This window comes from Paenibacillus sp. LHD-117 (assembly GCF_030929555.1).
GTDB lineage: Bacteria > Bacillota > Bacilli > Paenibacillales > Paenibacillaceae > Pristimantibacillus.
In genome coordinates this window covers 210,361-226,223 of record NZ_JAVFVT010000003.1, presented here as the reverse complement: position 1 = coordinate 226,223, position 15,863 = coordinate 210,361, and the positions used below count along the sequence as shown (strand labels likewise).

Here is a 15,863-nt window from a genome sequence, read left to right as displayed (position 1 = left end):
GTTTATTTCTTAATCAGGTTCAGTTCCTAATTCTCAGTTATACCTTGATTATGTCACCTTCTGTGATGCCACTGTCGTTGAAGCTATCTACCCTTATATAGGTTTCCTGCCCTTTGACGAGTCCGCCTATTCTTACGCTCTGTTCGAAAACCTGGTAGCTGTGATATAGCTTGTCAGGCGCGTATCCCCACTCTACAACGTAGCCGGTACCTGTACCCTTCCAGCTTAAATCAAGGTCTAGATCGCCTGCGCGATTTACGGTAAGATCCGTTGCCTTTTCGGGGGCCTTGCCGCTGCCAAGTCCGAATACTCGCAATCCGGATACGCAGGCAGCCTGTCCATATGGAAGAGCCACTACTGTGAGTTTAATAAATCTTGCCTTTATTCCCTTCTCATTGACTACTAAGTCATGGGGAAGATCGGTGTTGGCATCGCTCTTGTCCTCGATGACGAAGTTGTTACTGCCATCTGTCGAGCCCTCAAGTTTCCATCGCGTCGGCTGCGGAGTTTCATCTATCCATCGTTGCTCGTGCAGAGCACCTTTAAGTTCTGCCCCCTCCGGAAGAGGAAGGGAGAGACCATCGTCCGCAAAATTAATCTGTACCGCATGAACATCGTATTCTTTGCCGAGGTCTACCTCTATCCACTCGCCCGGCTTGTTCGAAGATGCCTTCCACCAGGTCTGCACGTTTTCATCGGTTACGCTGGTGTGGATTTTACCCTCCGCACAAGATGAAGCCTTCGCCGTTTTGCCGTAGGAGAGAAGCATCCATTCCGGTTTTGCCCAAGGGTCGAGCTTTGCCTGCTCTACACTGATCGGCCAGTCACCGTATCGCTGATTGCAGAACAGATCCCCGTCATGATCCCAGCCTGCCGGCCATATGCCAACGCGCCGTTCGAAATGGTGGCTCATGTTGATGCGCATCGTTGCGGTATGCCATAGATTCCCATATTGATCCTCCATGGTAGAACCGTGTCCGGCCCCAGGGATAAATCCACCCGGCTTATAGGAATACGGATTGTTTTTTGCAAGCTTGAAAGGGCCCAGCGGGCTGTCCCCCACGTATACCCCATCTCCATACACGTTATAACGCGAGCCGGAACTTGCATACTGCAGATAGTAGATGCCGTTATGCTTATTCATCCAAACTCCTTCGATATAAGGCGCACCAGTGATGTATGCCAGTGCCGAATTTTTCAGCTCCTCTGACATACCTTCTGAACCTTGCTCAAACCCTTTAAGCATTTCGGCAATTTGTTCGGGTGAACGTGGCGGCACATGATTTTCCCCAGATCTTTCATAGCCAAGTTCGTTGACGTTACTGACGATCAGTTCTTTTTTCTCGCCGATAGGCATCATGTCTGCAGGGTTGAGTTCTATGCCATAGAGGGGCAAGTTCGGTGAAGAGCCCCAGTACAAATAGATTCGTCCGTCATCGTCCGCGAACAGATTCGGATCCCAGAATGGGAACGCGCTCTTGATTTCTTCGAACTTGTCGCTGAATAAATCCTTCGTACGGTAAAAGCTGCAGCTTTCGTGTGAAGATGCGCAGAAATATACATAGTCGCCAACAACTCTTACGTCGGGAGCGTAATCGTAGGCCGGCAGGCTTTTAAGTGCATAGAACTTCCATTCTGCCATGTCGTCGCTGTACAAGAAACCGCAGGTCATCGACGGGAATATATAATATCTGCTCTTAAACATAATCATTGACGGGTCGGCTGCTTCGCGGGAAACAGATATTTCGCCGCTCATGGTTTTGTTGAATTGGTACTTGTAGCTGATGTTAATCGGATTGCATAAATAATTCATATTTACCTCCCGCTTCGATCGAAAAATAGAGGGCCTAATGAATGACGCTTCGAGAGACGCTTCGATCCGATCAAGTTGCTTCAGATCGATGCGCCCAAGCGTCCCATTAAGCCCTGTGATGCCTTAGTGGTAGAACCCTCTTGCCTATATTATTTTTTCGATGCCGCCCACTCGTCCAGCTGCTTCTGCTTTTCCGCGATGACTTTATCAATCCCTGACGACTTAAGCTTCTCTCTGAGCTCTGGCAGTTTGTCTGCCGGATCGAATGTTCCCGACTCCAGGGCCTTTCTATATTGTTCGATGACATTATTGAGAGCTGTAATTTCGTTCTTGACCGGCTCCGAATTGAATGCGAAGCCGAGCGCTTTCGATTTGATCGCGTTATTATTCGCTTCCGCCGTTAACTCCCATAATTTTGGCAAGTCAGAAGTCATCGTATAGGCGATGGATGGGTTGGGGGCCATCCAGATTTGAATTTTATACGCTACCGTAGTCCCATCGATGCCTTCCGGATAATCAATCGTGGTATCCGACACCTTCACATAGTGTTTACCTTCAATACCCCGCACGAACAAATTGGCAAGATCCTTATCCGTGTACATGAGGTCCAGGAACATCATCGTTCTTTCGGGATTCGTCGAATTGTTGGAGATCGCCCACAATCCCGCCGTTGCATCGGTTGTTGTCGCATAGGTGTTCGACGATATCGGTACAGCGATGAGTTCTTTGCCTGCTGCTGCGCTTTGTACTTCCGCTCCTCCGACCTTAAGGCCGTCGAAGTAAGAAAAGGCTTTGCCCGCCTTCACCATTTCCGTACCGTTGACTTGGCTTGTAGCCGCGTCTTTGTTGATATATCCAGCCTTAAACCAGCTGTGCATCTTATTCAAATAGTCTTCGTACTCTTTGGACTCATATATGTTTTCAACCTTAAGCCCATTGTCGAATCCAGGCAAAACGCCAAATCGATTGCCCAGCCTGTCATAATCGCCATACTTATCCGAAGGAACGGATAACCCTACCGCAAACGGTACAATACCGGGCTCGTTTTCCTTAATCGTCTTAAATACCTGATCCAGGTCATCGAGTCCTTTGATGGAGGTTACATCGATCTTATGTTTGTCCACCAGTGCTTTATCCATGAGGATCGAATTTGTTCCGGTTGTATAGTCCTTGTACACAGGTACGCCGAAAGTTTCTCCTTTAAGCTTGGCGCTAGCCAAATACTCCGGACCAATCGCTCCTTTGATACCCGCGCCATATTGATCCAAGAGACCGTCAAGCGGAATAATTTTTCCTGCTGCCATATCAGCGCTATAGCCCTGTCCAAATTCGAACATCAGGTCCAGCTTCTCGCCGCTGGATGACATCAAATTCATTTGTTGTGTCCATGCGCCAATGCTGATGGGCAAAATTCTTACGGTTGCGTTAATTTTCGCTTTCGTGATCTTGCTCATTTCTTCTTGAACCAACGCTAGATCTGGCGGCGTTGCTCCAATGATCGGCAGCGCAAGCGCGATTTCGAAAGGATCTTTTGTTGCTTCGTCCAAACTAGCGCCGGGCTCCTGCGTACTCGACGGATTGCTCGATGGGCTGTTTGTTGCACCGTCCTCTCCGTTGTTAGACGACGAGCACGCGCTGATCAACCCCATCAACATGACCGCTGCAATTGTCAAAACGACAAATCTCAAATTTTTTCTCATTGCAATCCCCCCTCATTTAACTTTAACTTACACCTTCATCGTATCCGTATGACCCTAGTGCCGACTAACACTTTGACGACTTTTTTGATACCGCTTTCGCGACTTGTTCGGTCACTCTAAAGCGATATTCGCCGCTTCCCGCCGTAAACAGGATTCGGCCATCTTCGTAACGCGCATCCGGGAAATCCTCGAATCCGTTCTTCAGGTCGTCTTGGTTGCCCGGAAGCATGATCGTCGTCGTCGTATTGGCCGGCACTTCGAAATGATAGGCGATCCCTTGTTCCGTCTTTTCCCAGCTCGATTGAATCGTCCCGTAGAGGGATTCGAACGTAGCGGACGCTTGCGTAAGCGTTCCCCCATGCAATGGTTTCAAAATAAAATGTTTATAGCCCGGCGCGTCCCATACCGGACGGATTCCGGCTACGCCCGCGAATAGAAAATCGCATACGGCTCCGTACGAATAATGGTTGAGCGATCCGGAGAACTCGCCGTCAGGCTTCATTCCTCTCCAGCTTTCCCAGATCGTCGTCGCTTCCTTGCTGACGGCATACAACCACGACGGGCAAGAGTCTTGCTCTAACAACCGGAAAGCGATATCCGCATGTCCGGAATCCGCCAACACCTGGAGAATGAACGGCGTCGACAGGAAACCCGTGTTCAGATGAAAGTCTTGCTCCGTGACCAGTTGCGCGAGCCTGTCCGCAACGGCTTGTTTTTTGTCGTCATCCGCTAATCCGAATGCAAGCGTTCGGACATTCGGCGCTTGCCTTCCTTCAAGAATTTGACCGTCTTCTTTAATAAAATACCGATTGTACACGCGTTTGATTTTGCCGTAGAGCTCCCGGTACTTCGCTTCCTCCTCGGTCTTTCCTAACACTTGCGCCATCTCGGCAAGCAGCCTTGTGGAGTAAGCAAAATAAGCCGTCGAAACGTCAGGGAAGCATCCGCCGGTTTTCGTTAATACCGCAGCCAGATCCGTAAATTCCGTGTCGGTTTCCAGCCATTCTCCCCAATGGAACTTCGTATCCCACACGTAATTCGCGTCAAGCTCCCCGTCGGTATAATTTTGATAAACGGGGGTATCTTTAAATCGTTGGTTCGATTGTTTCGCGTTTGAGGCCATATAGTCCACCCACGCCTTCGCGGAATCGAACTGTTTTTCCAGAATCGACTTGTCGCCGTAGCATAGGTACATGGTCCATGGGATAATGACGGCCGCATCTCCCCAACCCGAAGATCCGTCAAGCATGCTGGCTACTCCAGGCTTGCGAAACGCCATCATCGGATTGGTGCTTGTCTTGGAAAGCCGCTCCCATTCAGCTAAATTGTGGTAGCCGATTACAGTCGGTACCGTGCTTGGCACCGATCCATCGAGGAACTGCTCGACTGCCAGATCGGCCATCCACTTTTCGAAGAAAGGATACACATTCATGAAATCGGACGACGTTCTGGAATAAACCTGCGCATCCCCCGTCCATCCAGCCCTCTCCCGTGTCGGGCAGTCGGTAGGGACCTCCATAAAGTTACCCTTCTGGCTCCATTTGGAGTTGGATACGAGCTGATTGATCAACGGATGCGAACTAGTGAACTCGCCCGTTTCTTCCATATCGGAATAGACAGCGACCGCCGTAAAGTTTTGCGGATCGATTGTACCCGGGTAATTTTTCAGCAGGACATAACGGAAGCCGAAGATGGCAAAACGCGGACGGTAGCTCTCTACCCCGTTCCCTGCCAAAATGTAATGGACCTCTTGGAAATCCGCCAATTCTCCGTGCGCAAGATTTTGCAACGTGAAGTTTCCGTTATTGTCCAACGCTTCTCCATGGACGAGAACTACCTCCGTTCCCGCGTCTCCTTGGACCTGCATGTCGACCCAACCGGCGATATTTTGCCCGAAGTCGAGTACCGTTTCTCCGTTCGGCGTCCGCAGCACTTTAGGCGTGAAACGTTCTTTCGTTCTTACCGGCACGCTGTTCGTACCGATTAAGTTGTCGTATCCATCCTCCGTGACGGCGACCTGCTCCCATCCGGAATCGTCATATCCGGTCTTGTTCCAGCCTTCGATATCGATTGTGGCGTCATAGACCTCTCCCGCCTTCATGTCCGTCTTCAGCAAAGGTCCGCGGGAGGTCTTGAAGGAATCGTCACTGGCGATCAATTCGCGACTTCCGTCCTCGTAGGTCAACACCAGTTGTCCCAGAAAGGCTACTTTATAGCCGAAGTTGTTTTTCAAGCTTGCCCCGCCGGTGGTGCCTCTCCACCAACCGTCCCCGAGAATGACCCCCAGCGCATTCGGTCCTTCGCGCAGAAGGCGAGTCACATCGTACGATTGGACCTGCAGCCTCTTATGATAGGAGGTGAATCCCGGCGTAAACAAGTGGTCCGTACCCTCGATCCCGTTCAAATAAAAGCTATATAATCCTTTCGCCGTCAGATAGGCTCTTGCCGAGACGAGGCCCTTCTTCACGTCGAACTCCTTCCGAATATACGGAGCCGGTTTATAGGCGTCGATGTCTACCTCTTTCTCCGGTTCGATCCAACGAGCCTTCCAATCCGCAGGATGCAACAGTCCGATTTCAAAATACACCGGCTCGCTGAACGGCGATTCCTCTCCAACATTGTTCCATACCTTGACCCGCCAATATACGCGCTGCATTGATTCCAATTTGGGACCGGCGTACAAGACATGCTGCGATTGGCCTGTCTCCATTTTCCCGCTGTCCCACGTCACGTCAGCGAAACTTTTGGTTGCAGATGCTTGCAATTGATATGCGCATTGTAGCACATTTTTTCCGTCGCTTCGAAGCTTCCATCCCAGTCGCGGCTTGACCGAATCCAACCCCACTGGATTATCCAGATATTCCGTTCGCAAAGACACTGCTTCCAGCATATTTAGTAACCTCCTATACCATTTCCGCTGTAGATCCTTTCCCCTTTCACGATAACATTTCGAAAAAAATCAAACTAACACTTAGCCGACTTTTTGGATGCCGTTATCACGACCAAAAAAGTCGTGATAACGACATCCGTAAAGTCGTAAAAACGTTAGTGAAACAACCCGAATTGTCTTATGGTGGAGGTGACAGGTAATGTTCAATTGAGGAGGGTATTTTTATGACGGATTTTTCAAGTGTAAAAGAAAAAGTTGCCATTGTTACGGGCGCTGCCGACGGCCTCGGCAAAGCGATCGCATGGAGTTATGCAGAGAACGGCATGAAGGTCGTCGTATCCGATATCAATGCCGATAAGGGATCGAAGGTCGCTGAGGAGATTCGAGCAGCGGGCGGAGATGCAGTTTTCTTCAAAACGGATGTAAGCAAAGAAGACGAGGTCAAAGAACTCGTCGACTTCGCTGTCGCGACGTACGGTAGATTGGATGGTCTCGTGAATAATGCCGGAATCGCAGCCGAGAGCAGGCCCACGCATGAATTTTCGGTGGCTGAGTTCGATCGATTAATGGCCATCGACTTGCGCGGCGTCTTCCTAGGAATGAAATTCGCCGTCGAAGCCATTCTGAAGACCAAGTCGACCGGCGGGTTCATCATTAACGTTGCTTCCCAAGCAGGGATATTGGGCAACAGCTCCATGGCTACTTATGCTTCCGCCAAGCATGGCGTGGTCGGTCTAACGAAAAGCGCCGCCCTCGACTATGCGCCGTACAACATCTCCATCAATGCGATTTGTCCGGGAACGTTCCGAACTTCCATTTGGGGACAAGCGCCTGAGGAAGTCGTTTCCCAATACGCGAAAATCCTGTCCCCAAGCGGAAAGCTTGGCGACCCGAAAGAAATCGGTCATTTGGCCTTGTTCTTAGCTACAGATTTGGCTCGTTACATCAGCGGTTCCGCTATTGTAATCGATGCCGGCTCGCATGCGGGCAAGGTGACTCCCGTCCAATGGGCGCATCCGGAAATTTTGGAGTAGGAATACGCCAATATCCCGTCCCCTTGTTACCAATAAAAATGCACTTTTGTCATAAGATTAGACTTATGACAAGAGTGCATTTTAATTATTGATCCGTTTTTTTAATTTTGTTTAAAGCTGTGTTAATCTCGAGCATCTTCTCTTTGGGAATCCGGCCTGCAAAAATCCTTCTAACGGTTAATCGATTAACCATCTCTTGCATTTTCGCATCCATCTGAGGCGCTGGAGAAGCCTGACTATTCTCAGAGCCATCACCTGTTTGAGATCCAGCTATTAGGTCGCGTATTCCCTGTAGAATTAACGCTCCCTGAGGATGACTCGCAACATCTCCTACCTTATCATGGATTGAGAAATAGCCATCCGGTGCGGTAAGCTCAAACCAGTTGATGATATCTCCATCTTCCTTCAGTTGCTTCATACGGTACTCTTCATTAAATACATCGACTTTTCGGATCAGGCTTTCATCCTCACACTTTCCTGCATTTGCAACTAACCTTGTTTCTCCTGAGATCGGCACTTCAAAATAGAAGAAATGCACATCGCTGCTTTGTTTTCCAAGACTTTTTCCATCGGCGAACAATTCAACTTCCGGCTGGTTGGAATAGACCGTAACCTTGGTAACCTCCTCAACCCTGTCCACATATCTCTTTCCGCAGATATGCACAAACGGTTCATCGGTCAGCCACGCTTTATAGGCATAGAAGGCATCTTTTTTATATTTTCTGTCAAAGGATACGAGTCCTTTATGGTTGATTCCATCCTTACCGCCTTCTGCTCTAGCATCAGATCCAAAATCGAACATATTCCAGACATGAGTTGCCCAGATATAAGGCCGTACAAATAATTGCTTGATTAATTCCTCATGGTAATGGGCCTGGTATTCTTCTGTATAATCTCCCTTACCCGGTGTTGAAGTATGCCAGTTGCATGCCGCCTCGCAACCGTATTCGCTTAATCCGATTGGCTTATTCGGGTACTTTTTATGGAACTCATCCATAAATTGGCCATTCTCATGCGTTTCCCCAACATACCATCCTAAATACAAATTATAGGAAACGACATCCGTGATATGCACATATTCTTTTTCAATTGAACAGTCTTTTATAACGGCTAAGGTCGTAAGTCTTGTTGGGTCCATTTCATGAACCATATCGTTTAAGATGCGGTGGTTCTCCACCATATCCTCATCGTCCGCTCCAAGAATGGTAATTTCATTCGACAACCCCCAAACCACGATTGAGGGATGATTGTAATTCTGAATGACCAGCTCCCTCATCTGTGAAAGGGTATTTTCTCTTCCTCCCGCCATATGGCACGCAATATAGGGGATCTCCGCCCATACGATCATTCCTCGTTCATCGCACAGGTCCAAGAAATACTGGTCATGCTGATAATGGGCAAGCCTGATCGTTGTGGCACCCATTTCGCAGATTAAGTCCATGTCTTCGTCTTGGTGTTTCGGCAACAATGCATTTCCGATTTCCGGACGGTCTTGGTGACGATTTACGCCGCGCAATGGATAGCTTTCTCCATTCAGGAAAAATCCTTTTTCCGGGTCTACCTTGAAGGAACGGCATCCGAATTTGACATCTCGTCTATCTAATTCCATGCCGTTTTCAACTAATCTGACTTCCAGAGAATAGAGGAAAGGGTCCTTCCGTCCATTCCAAAGATGCGCTTGTCTTATAATAAATTTTACCTCGGTCGTATCCGCATCGGTTATTTGTTCGGCGACGATCTGATCTGCAGCTTTTACCGTATAAATGATCTGCTGTGAAGGCAATGCGCCTGTAAGAAATACTTGTACATCCACTTCAGCATCGCTGCCATTCACGACAGGAGTAACCATCACACCAGGACCGCCATAAGAATCCAAGTCAAAATGGGAATCAGGGACAGTTATAACCGACACGTTTCTGTAGAGTCCTCCATAAAAAGTGAAATCCGCTTCTTGAGGATAAACTCTTGAATTAGCAGCATTATTTACTGCAACCACAATAAGATTGTCGTCTGCCAGCAAGTCTGTAATATTCACTCTCCATGTTGAATATCCGCCATCGTGGTGTCCTGCATGGCGACCATTCACATAAACATCCGCCGACGAATTGGCAGCTTGAAATTCAAGGTATACCAGCTTTTCAGCAGAAATATCATCCTTGCGCAGCTTTTTGGCATAATAACAGGTTCCCCGGTGATAATCATTTCCGCCGTCCTGCCCGTCTTTTCCATTCCACGTATGGGGCAGGTCTACCGCTTCCCAGTCAAGCGGAAGTTCCTGTGGGATAGCCAAAGCTGTTTTCGAAAAATGCCATGATTCATTCCATAGTTTAATCATTTTATTATTCCTCCAGTTATGATTGAATTACTCGACTGCTTTATATACTTCGCCTTCTGTGATTCCTATTTCATTGAAACGATCCACTCTTACAAAAACCGGTTCTCCTTTGATCAACGCTTTAATGGTGAGCTCATTGACACCGAAAACCATATGGCTGTGATACAATTTATCCGGCGCAAAGCCCCAAAGCACGTTGTATCCGACGGCATCGTCAAGTGGATTCCACGTTACGGATAGATCCAGTTCGCCTAACCGTTCTGTCTGGACGGCAATTGCTTGTTTCGGCTGCTCGCCTTGTCCGATCCCGAACACTCTAAGACCGGAAATGCATGCCGATTGGTTATAAGGAAGCTCATTTACCGTTAATCGAATAAATCTGGCCTTGAATCCCTCTTCCTTGACGATCAGATCATGCGCCAAATCGGTTGCAGCTTCCGATTTATCCTCGATCACGAAATAGGTGTTGCCGTCCGTCGAGCCCTCTAGAAGCCATCTTGTCACATGCTCCCGCTCGTCAATATATCTTCTTATTTCTCCGACTTGCATTAGCGTTGCTCCCTCGGGAAGCGGAAGGTCCATCTGATCGTCCGCAAAATTCACTTGAACCGCATGTACGTCGCATACATGCTTCAGATCAACCTCAAGCCATTCACCGGAGGTGTTAGACGCCGCTTTCCACCACGTTTGAACGTTCTCGTCCGCCGCTTTCGATGCGTCTTTTCCCTCTTCGAAAGATGAAGCCTTGGTCGGCTTGCCGTAAGAGAGAAGCATCCACTCGGGATTGCTCCATGGATTCAGGGATGCTTGGTCGATCCGAATCGGCCAATCGCCATAACGTTGATTGCAAAATAATTCCCCGTCCTGATCGAAGCCCGCCGGCCATAGCCCAATCCGTCTTTCAAAAATATGGTTGACGCTCACTCTCATCGTCGAAGCATGCCACCAATTTCCATGCCGATCTTCCATGGTCGATCCATGTCCCGCTCCTGGCATGAAACCTCCAGGCTTATATGAATACGGATTATTTTTCGCTAGCGCAAACGGCCCGAGCGGGTTGTCCGAAATGTAGACCCCGTCCGCATACACGTTGTATTGCGTCCCCGGCGCGGAATACTGGAGATAATATTTGCCGTTATGCTTATCCATCCACGCCCCCTCGATATACGGATCTTGATTCCCGAGGGACTTTCGGATGATTTGCAAGAACTCCTCCGTAACATCGGGATTCATTTTCACGTAGTTATTAACCATCTCCTCGACCTGTTCCGGCGGTCTAGGTACGTGATTTTCGCCGTTTCTTTCATAGCCGATCACAGCGGTATTGCCCTGCACGAGGGCGATCGGTTCTCCAATGGGCGTCATATTTTCCGGATTTAGTTCAACCCCGTAAAGCGGCGTGACATTGGAGCATCCCCAGTAGAAATAAACCTTGCCGTCGTTATCCAAGAACAGATTCGGGTCCCAGAAGGGGAACGTCCCTTCGATTTCTTCAAACGCGCCATTAATTAGATCTTTTGTTCTGTAGAAGGAACAGTTCTTGGCTTTGCTCGATGCGGAAAAATAAACATAGTCTCCGATGACCCGAACATCCGGGGCATAGTCGTAAACCGGCACATCCTTCAGCGGGTGGAAGGTCCAATCGGTCAAATTGCCGCTGACAAGAAATCCTGCCGTCATCGAAGGAAACAAATAATATTGGCCTTTGAACAAAATCATGGAAGGATCTGCCGCTTCCCTATAAGTGACGTTAATCCCTCGTGAATCGGTGAATTGATATTTGTATTCCATATTGATCGGGTTGCACATATACGTCATTCAGCTTCGCTCCTCCTCAGATCGCTACTTTTTCGTTAAATTGGCTATGGTACAACTCCGCGTAAAAACCTCTTTGTTCCAACAATTCATGGTGGTTGCCCCGTTCCACGATCTCGCCGTCGTTCATGACAAGAATCAGATCGGCATCCCGAATCGTCGACAGCCGGTGGGCGATGACGAAGCTTGTTCTGCCAGCCATTAATTCCTTCATCGCTTTCTGAATATTCATCTCCGTCCGAGTGTCGACGCTGCTCGTCGCTTCGTCGAGAATCAGGACGGTCGGGTCGGCTAAGATCGCCCGAGCGATCGTTAGCAATTGTTTTTGCCCTTGCGAAATATTCGAGGCGTCTTCTCCGAGCATCGTATCGTAGCCGTCCGGCAGCTTGCGGACGAAATCGTCCGCGTAAGCGCTTCGGGCGGCCAGGACGATGTCCTCTTCCGTCGCGCCTGCGCGTCCGTAGGCGATATTGTCCCGAATCGTTCCGTTAAACAGCCACGTATCCTGAATGACCATGCCGTATCGGCTTCGGACTTGCTCTCGGCTCATGTCCTTGTAATCGACGCCGCCAAGCAGGATGCTCCCTTCGTCGACCTCGTAAAACCGCATCAATAGGTTAATCAGCGTCGTTTTGCCCGCGCCCGTCGGTCCGACGATGGCGATGGTCTGGCCTTCCTTCACGTCAAGATCGAATCCGCGAATGATCGGCTTGGCTATCTCGTAACCGAAGCTGACGTTCCGGAAGCTAACGCTTCCCTCGATCTCGTCGGCAGGGCTGATCAACGACCCGCGTCGGTCTTCCTCTTCTTCATCCAGAACGTGAAATACCCTCTCGGCGGAAGCGATCGCCGTTTGGATCAAGTTCATGATGCCCGCCACCTGCATCAACGGATAATTGATCTGCTGCGTATATTGGATGAACGCTTGAACATAGCCGATCCGCATATTCCCGTTCAACACGAGAGCGCCGCCGACGATGGCGACCAATACGTAACCGATGTTGCCGACGAAAGTCATCAGGGGCATCATCAGACCGGAAACGAACTGCGCCTTCCTTCCGGCTTCATAGAGCTTCTGATTCATCTGATCGAAGGATCGGATCGCTTCCTCTTCGTACCCGTACGTTTTCACGACCCGATGGCCGCCGAACATCTCCTCGACATGTCCGTTCACGTTGCCTAATTCCGCTTGCTGACGAACGAAATACTTCTTGGATTTGCCTGCCATCCATCTCATCGCGAATGCGCTGAGCGGCAAGGTGATACCGATCACGATCGTGAGCCAAGGACTGATGTAGAGCATCATCGCAATGATCCCAACGACAGTCAGGACCGAGCTCATGATTTGCGAGATCGCCTGTTGAAGAGAAGTATTAATGCTATCGACGTCATTAACCGCCCTGCTGATCAAGTCGCCCTGGGAATTCCGGTCGAAGTATCGAAGAGGCAAGCGCGACATTTTCTCCGTAACCTGTTGCCGCAGCGTCGCGGTTACCCGTTGGGCAATGCCTGCCAATACGTACTGCTGCAAAAAGGAAAAAAACGAAGAAGCCGCATACAGACCGAGCATCCCGATCAGCCATTTGCCGAGCCAGACGAAATCGACACCCGTGCCTTCCATGTAACTGTCGAACAAGAAATTCGTAGCGTCCCCGAGCAGTTTCGGGTTGACGACGCTGAATACCGTGGCCGCGATAGCCGCGAACCCGACGAACGTCAATTTGCCTCGATGGGGCCCCAGGTACCCCATCAACCGCCGGAGCGTGTTTCCTTTGTTAACCGTCATGCGCTCTCCTCCTCCGTCAGCTGAGAAGCAACGATTTCCCGATAAATGCCGTTTGATGACAGCAGTTCATCGTGGGTTCCGATGCCGGCGATTGCTCCTTCGTGCAGCACGATAATCCGATCGGCGTCCTTCACCGTGCTGACGCGCTGGGCGACGATCAAGATTGCAGCATCCCCCGTGACCTGCTTCAACGCTTTCCTTAACTCGGCATCCGTCTTGTAATCCAGCGCCGAGAAGCTATCGTCGAACAAATAGATGGCGGGTTTTCTCGCGATAGCTCTTGCGATCGACAACCGCTGCTTCTGACCGCCGGAGAAATTGGCTCCTCCTTGCGCGACTTCTTCTTCCGAGCCCTTCTCCTTCGAGCGGACGAAATCCAAAGCCTGCGCGGTTCGAAGCGCTTCCTCCAGCTGTTCCGGCGATAGCCGATCCCGCCCGAACGCCACGTTATCCGCAATCGTCCCCCGGAATAAGGACGCTTTCTGGGTGACGTACCCGATACGGGACCTGAGCGATCGCTGAGGCATATTCCGAATATCCACGCCATCGATGAGTATCGCGCCGCTCTCTACGTCATATAAGCGAGGAATGAGCTGCAGCAGCGTCGTCTTGCCTGAGCCCGTGCTCCCGATAATTGCCGTCGTTTCGCCCGGTCCGGCTTGAAACGAAACCGCTCGAAGCACCGGATTCGCGGCTCTGGGATAACGAAAGGTGACCTCCTTGAATTCGATACGGCCCTTGATCTCGGTTGGAGATTCATCGTTCCGGGCGTCCGCGATCGTCGGTTCGAGCCGTAGCACGTCGGCAATTCGATTGGCGGAGGCTTGCGCTCGCGGAATCATGACAAACATCATCGATAACATGATCAAAGCAACCATAATCATCATCGCGTATTGCAGGAATGCCATCAGGTTGCCGATCAGCATGTGCCCTTGGTCGATTCGAATTCCGCCGAACCAGACTATCGAAACATTCGTTAAACTCATCACCATGGTCATCGCGGGGAACAGATAAGCCATGATTTTGTTCACTTTGATGCCCGTGTCGCGATAATCTTCGTTCGCCCCGTTGAAGCGCCCGCTCTCGTATTCCGTCCGATTAAACGCCCGAATGACGCGCATGCCGCTTAACGTTTCGCGAATGATTAGATTCAAGCGATCCGTTTTTGCCTGCAACAAACCGAATAAAGGAACGGCTTTTCGCATGATTATGAAGATAATTCCCGCCAACAACGGCAAAACGGCGATAAAAACCAAGGAAAGCATCGAATCCCGATAGAACGCAAGAATGATGCCCCCCAGCAGCATGATGGGCGCACGGGTCATCATCCCGAACAGCGCATTTACAAAATCTTGCACTTGCCGGATGTCGTTCGTCGTTCGCGTCATGAGCGAAGCCGGTCCGAAGCGCTCGAATTGTTGCAAGGAGAACTTCTGTACTTGGACGAACAGGGAGAGCCGCAAATCTTTGCCGAACCCGTGCGCGACTCCGGAAGAGAGATAGTTCACGCCGACGGTGATCGCCACCGCGAAGACCGAACAGAAGATCATCCACCCGCCGGTCTGAAAGACGTAGTCCATATCCTCTTTCGCGATGCCGAAGTCCACCATGTTCGCCATCAGCGTAGGCAGATACAGTTCGAGCATGATTCCCGCGAACATCAGGAAGAGAAGCGCCGCAATCGATTTCTTGTAGGGTTTTAAATATCGCAATAATAAGGTCATGTTCGCCTCTTCTCCGAATCGTATATTCGGGCATCGAGATAATCGATCGATTTCTGCAGCAGACTGGACAACATGCGGCTTTCCTCGGCTCCCAGATGCTCCGCGAGCCCCACATAAAGCTTGCGGGAATACTGGAGAAAATCGGAGGCTTGCTGTTTCCCCTTCTCGGTCAATGAAACCCGAACAACCCGACGATCTAACGGATCTTTGTCGCGGACGATCAAATCCCGTTCGACCATATCGTTCAACAACTGGGATACGAACGGGGAAGTCACTCCCAAATATTCGCTGAGCTCCAATACGCTCATACGGTCCTGCTCTCTCTCCATGAGGATCAACAGCATGCGGGCTTCGTTTACTTTTCGGTTAGCAGTGTCTATGCGGGTTTCGATATTTTTGCGGTACAGACTCCCGAAAACCTTCATCAGCTCCAACGATTCGTGATCCATGCGATTCTCCTTTCGCGATCATAACCGAATAGGTAAGTTACTTATTTATTCGATCTGATTTCATTGTAAAAAATGGCGCATTCCCTCACTAACACTTTGCAGACTTTTTCGCTATCGCTATTACGACTTCTTGGAACGCTTAGATGAGAAAAACGCCTCTGGTTGACAAAATAAAAAGAATACCATCCCGCACTAAGTGGAATGGTATTCTTGTGAAATATTATGGAATTGTCGCGATTAATCGAATTACCCCTTCACTTTTGCATACCATTCTCTGGCATTCTTCGTCACTTCTTATTCGATAAACAGCGTGCGGT

9 protein-coding genes are annotated in these 15,863 nt (G+C 49.8%); 1 reads left to right on the top strand and 8 read right to left on the bottom strand.

Translation table 11 applies throughout. From position 1 onward, the window contains the following. Positions 1–37 precede the first annotated feature (37 nt). From RB620_RS03375 to RB620_RS03365, 3 genes are all read right to left on the bottom strand, one after another. Entirely contained in the window at positions 38–1,813 is a 1,776-nt protein-coding gene (locus RB620_RS03375) for a family 43 glycosylhydrolase (RefSeq protein WP_308092106.1), read from the bottom strand. A 149-nt stretch (positions 1,814–1,962) separates the two neighbouring features. Beyond that, positions 1,963–3,513, bottom strand: a complete 1,551-nt coding sequence (locus RB620_RS03370) for an ABC transporter substrate-binding protein (protein WP_308092105.1) — start codon at positions 3,511–3,513, stop codon at positions 1,963–1,965. A 64-nt stretch (positions 3,514–3,577) separates the two neighbouring features. After that, a complete protein-coding gene (locus tag RB620_RS03365; RefSeq protein ID WP_308092104.1) occupies positions 3,578–6,403 on the bottom strand; it encodes a family 78 glycoside hydrolase catalytic domain in 2,826 nt (941 codons plus the stop codon). Positions 6,404–6,627: 224 nt separating this feature from the next. On the opposite strand from RB620_RS03365, the gene RB620_RS03360 reads away from it, so the two are divergent. Continuing rightward, complete coding sequence (locus RB620_RS03360; RefSeq protein ID WP_308092103.1) at positions 6,628–7,437, top strand: SDR family NAD(P)-dependent oxidoreductase; 810 nt, start codon at positions 6,628–6,630, stop codon at positions 7,435–7,437. 85 nt (positions 7,438–7,522) lie between these two features. Here the strand turns inward: RB620_RS03360 and RB620_RS03355 are convergent, their stop codons facing one another. The 5 genes from RB620_RS03355 to RB620_RS03335 are packed head-to-tail and all read right to left on the bottom strand — an operon-like array spanning position 7,523 to position 15,546. Next, positions 7,523–9,772 carry a glycoside hydrolase family 2 protein gene (locus tag RB620_RS03355; protein ID WP_308092102.1) on the bottom strand — a complete coding sequence of 750 codons (2,250 nt, stop codon included), beginning with the start codon at positions 9,770–9,772 and terminating at the stop codon, positions 7,523–7,525. 27 nt (positions 9,773–9,799) lie between these two features. Beyond that, a complete protein-coding gene (locus RB620_RS03350; protein WP_308092101.1) occupies positions 9,800–11,590 on the bottom strand; it encodes a family 43 glycosylhydrolase in 1,791 nt (596 codons plus the stop codon). Between the two features lie 16 nt (positions 11,591–11,606). After that, entirely contained in the window at positions 11,607–13,373 is a 1,767-nt protein-coding gene (locus RB620_RS03345; RefSeq protein ID WP_308092100.1) for an ABC transporter ATP-binding protein, read from the bottom strand. Next, on the bottom strand, positions 13,370–15,097 hold the full coding sequence (locus RB620_RS03340; protein WP_308092099.1) for an ABC transporter ATP-binding protein: 1,728 nt from the start codon (positions 15,095–15,097) through the stop codon (positions 13,370–13,372). The genes RB620_RS03345 and RB620_RS03340 overlap by 4 nt, the downstream gene beginning before the upstream one ends. After that, positions 15,094–15,546, bottom strand: a complete 453-nt coding sequence (locus RB620_RS03335) for a MarR family winged helix-turn-helix transcriptional regulator (RefSeq protein ID WP_308092098.1) — start codon at positions 15,544–15,546, stop codon at positions 15,094–15,096. Before RB620_RS03335 ends, RB620_RS03340 begins: the two co-directional genes overlap by 4 nt. Positions 15,547–15,863: the final 317 nt, after the last annotated feature.

Excerpts from the sequence above, each read along its gene's own strand:
- RB620_RS03375 (WP_308092106.1), bottom strand. The coding sequence starts at position 1,813 with ATGAATTATTTATGCAATCCGATTAACATCAGCTACAAGTACCAATTC.
- RB620_RS03370 (WP_308092105.1), bottom strand. The coding sequence starts at position 3,513 with ATGAGAAAAAATTTGAGATTTGTCGTTTTGACAATTGCAGCGGTCATG.
- RB620_RS03365 (WP_308092104.1), bottom strand. The coding sequence starts at position 6,403 with ATGCTGGAAGCAGTGTCTTTGCGAACGGAATATCTGGATAATCCAGTG.
- RB620_RS03360 (WP_308092103.1), top strand. The coding sequence starts at position 6,628 with ATGACGGATTTTTCAAGTGTAAAAGAAAAAGTTGCCATTGTTACGGGC.
- RB620_RS03355 (WP_308092102.1), bottom strand. The coding sequence starts at position 9,772 with ATGATTAAACTATGGAATGAATCATGGCATTTTTCGAAAACAGCTTTG.
- RB620_RS03350 (WP_308092101.1), bottom strand. The coding sequence starts at position 11,590 with ATGACGTATATGTGCAACCCGATCAATATGGAATACAAATATCAATTC.
- RB620_RS03345 (WP_308092100.1), bottom strand. The coding sequence starts at position 13,373 with ATGACGGTTAACAAAGGAAACACGCTCCGGCGGTTGATGGGGTACCTG.
- RB620_RS03340 (WP_308092099.1), bottom strand. The coding sequence starts at position 15,097 with ATGACCTTATTATTGCGATATTTAAAACCCTACAAGAAATCGATTGCG.
- RB620_RS03335 (WP_308092098.1), bottom strand. The coding sequence starts at position 15,546 with ATGGATCACGAATCGTTGGAGCTGATGAAGGTTTTCGGGAGTCTGTAC.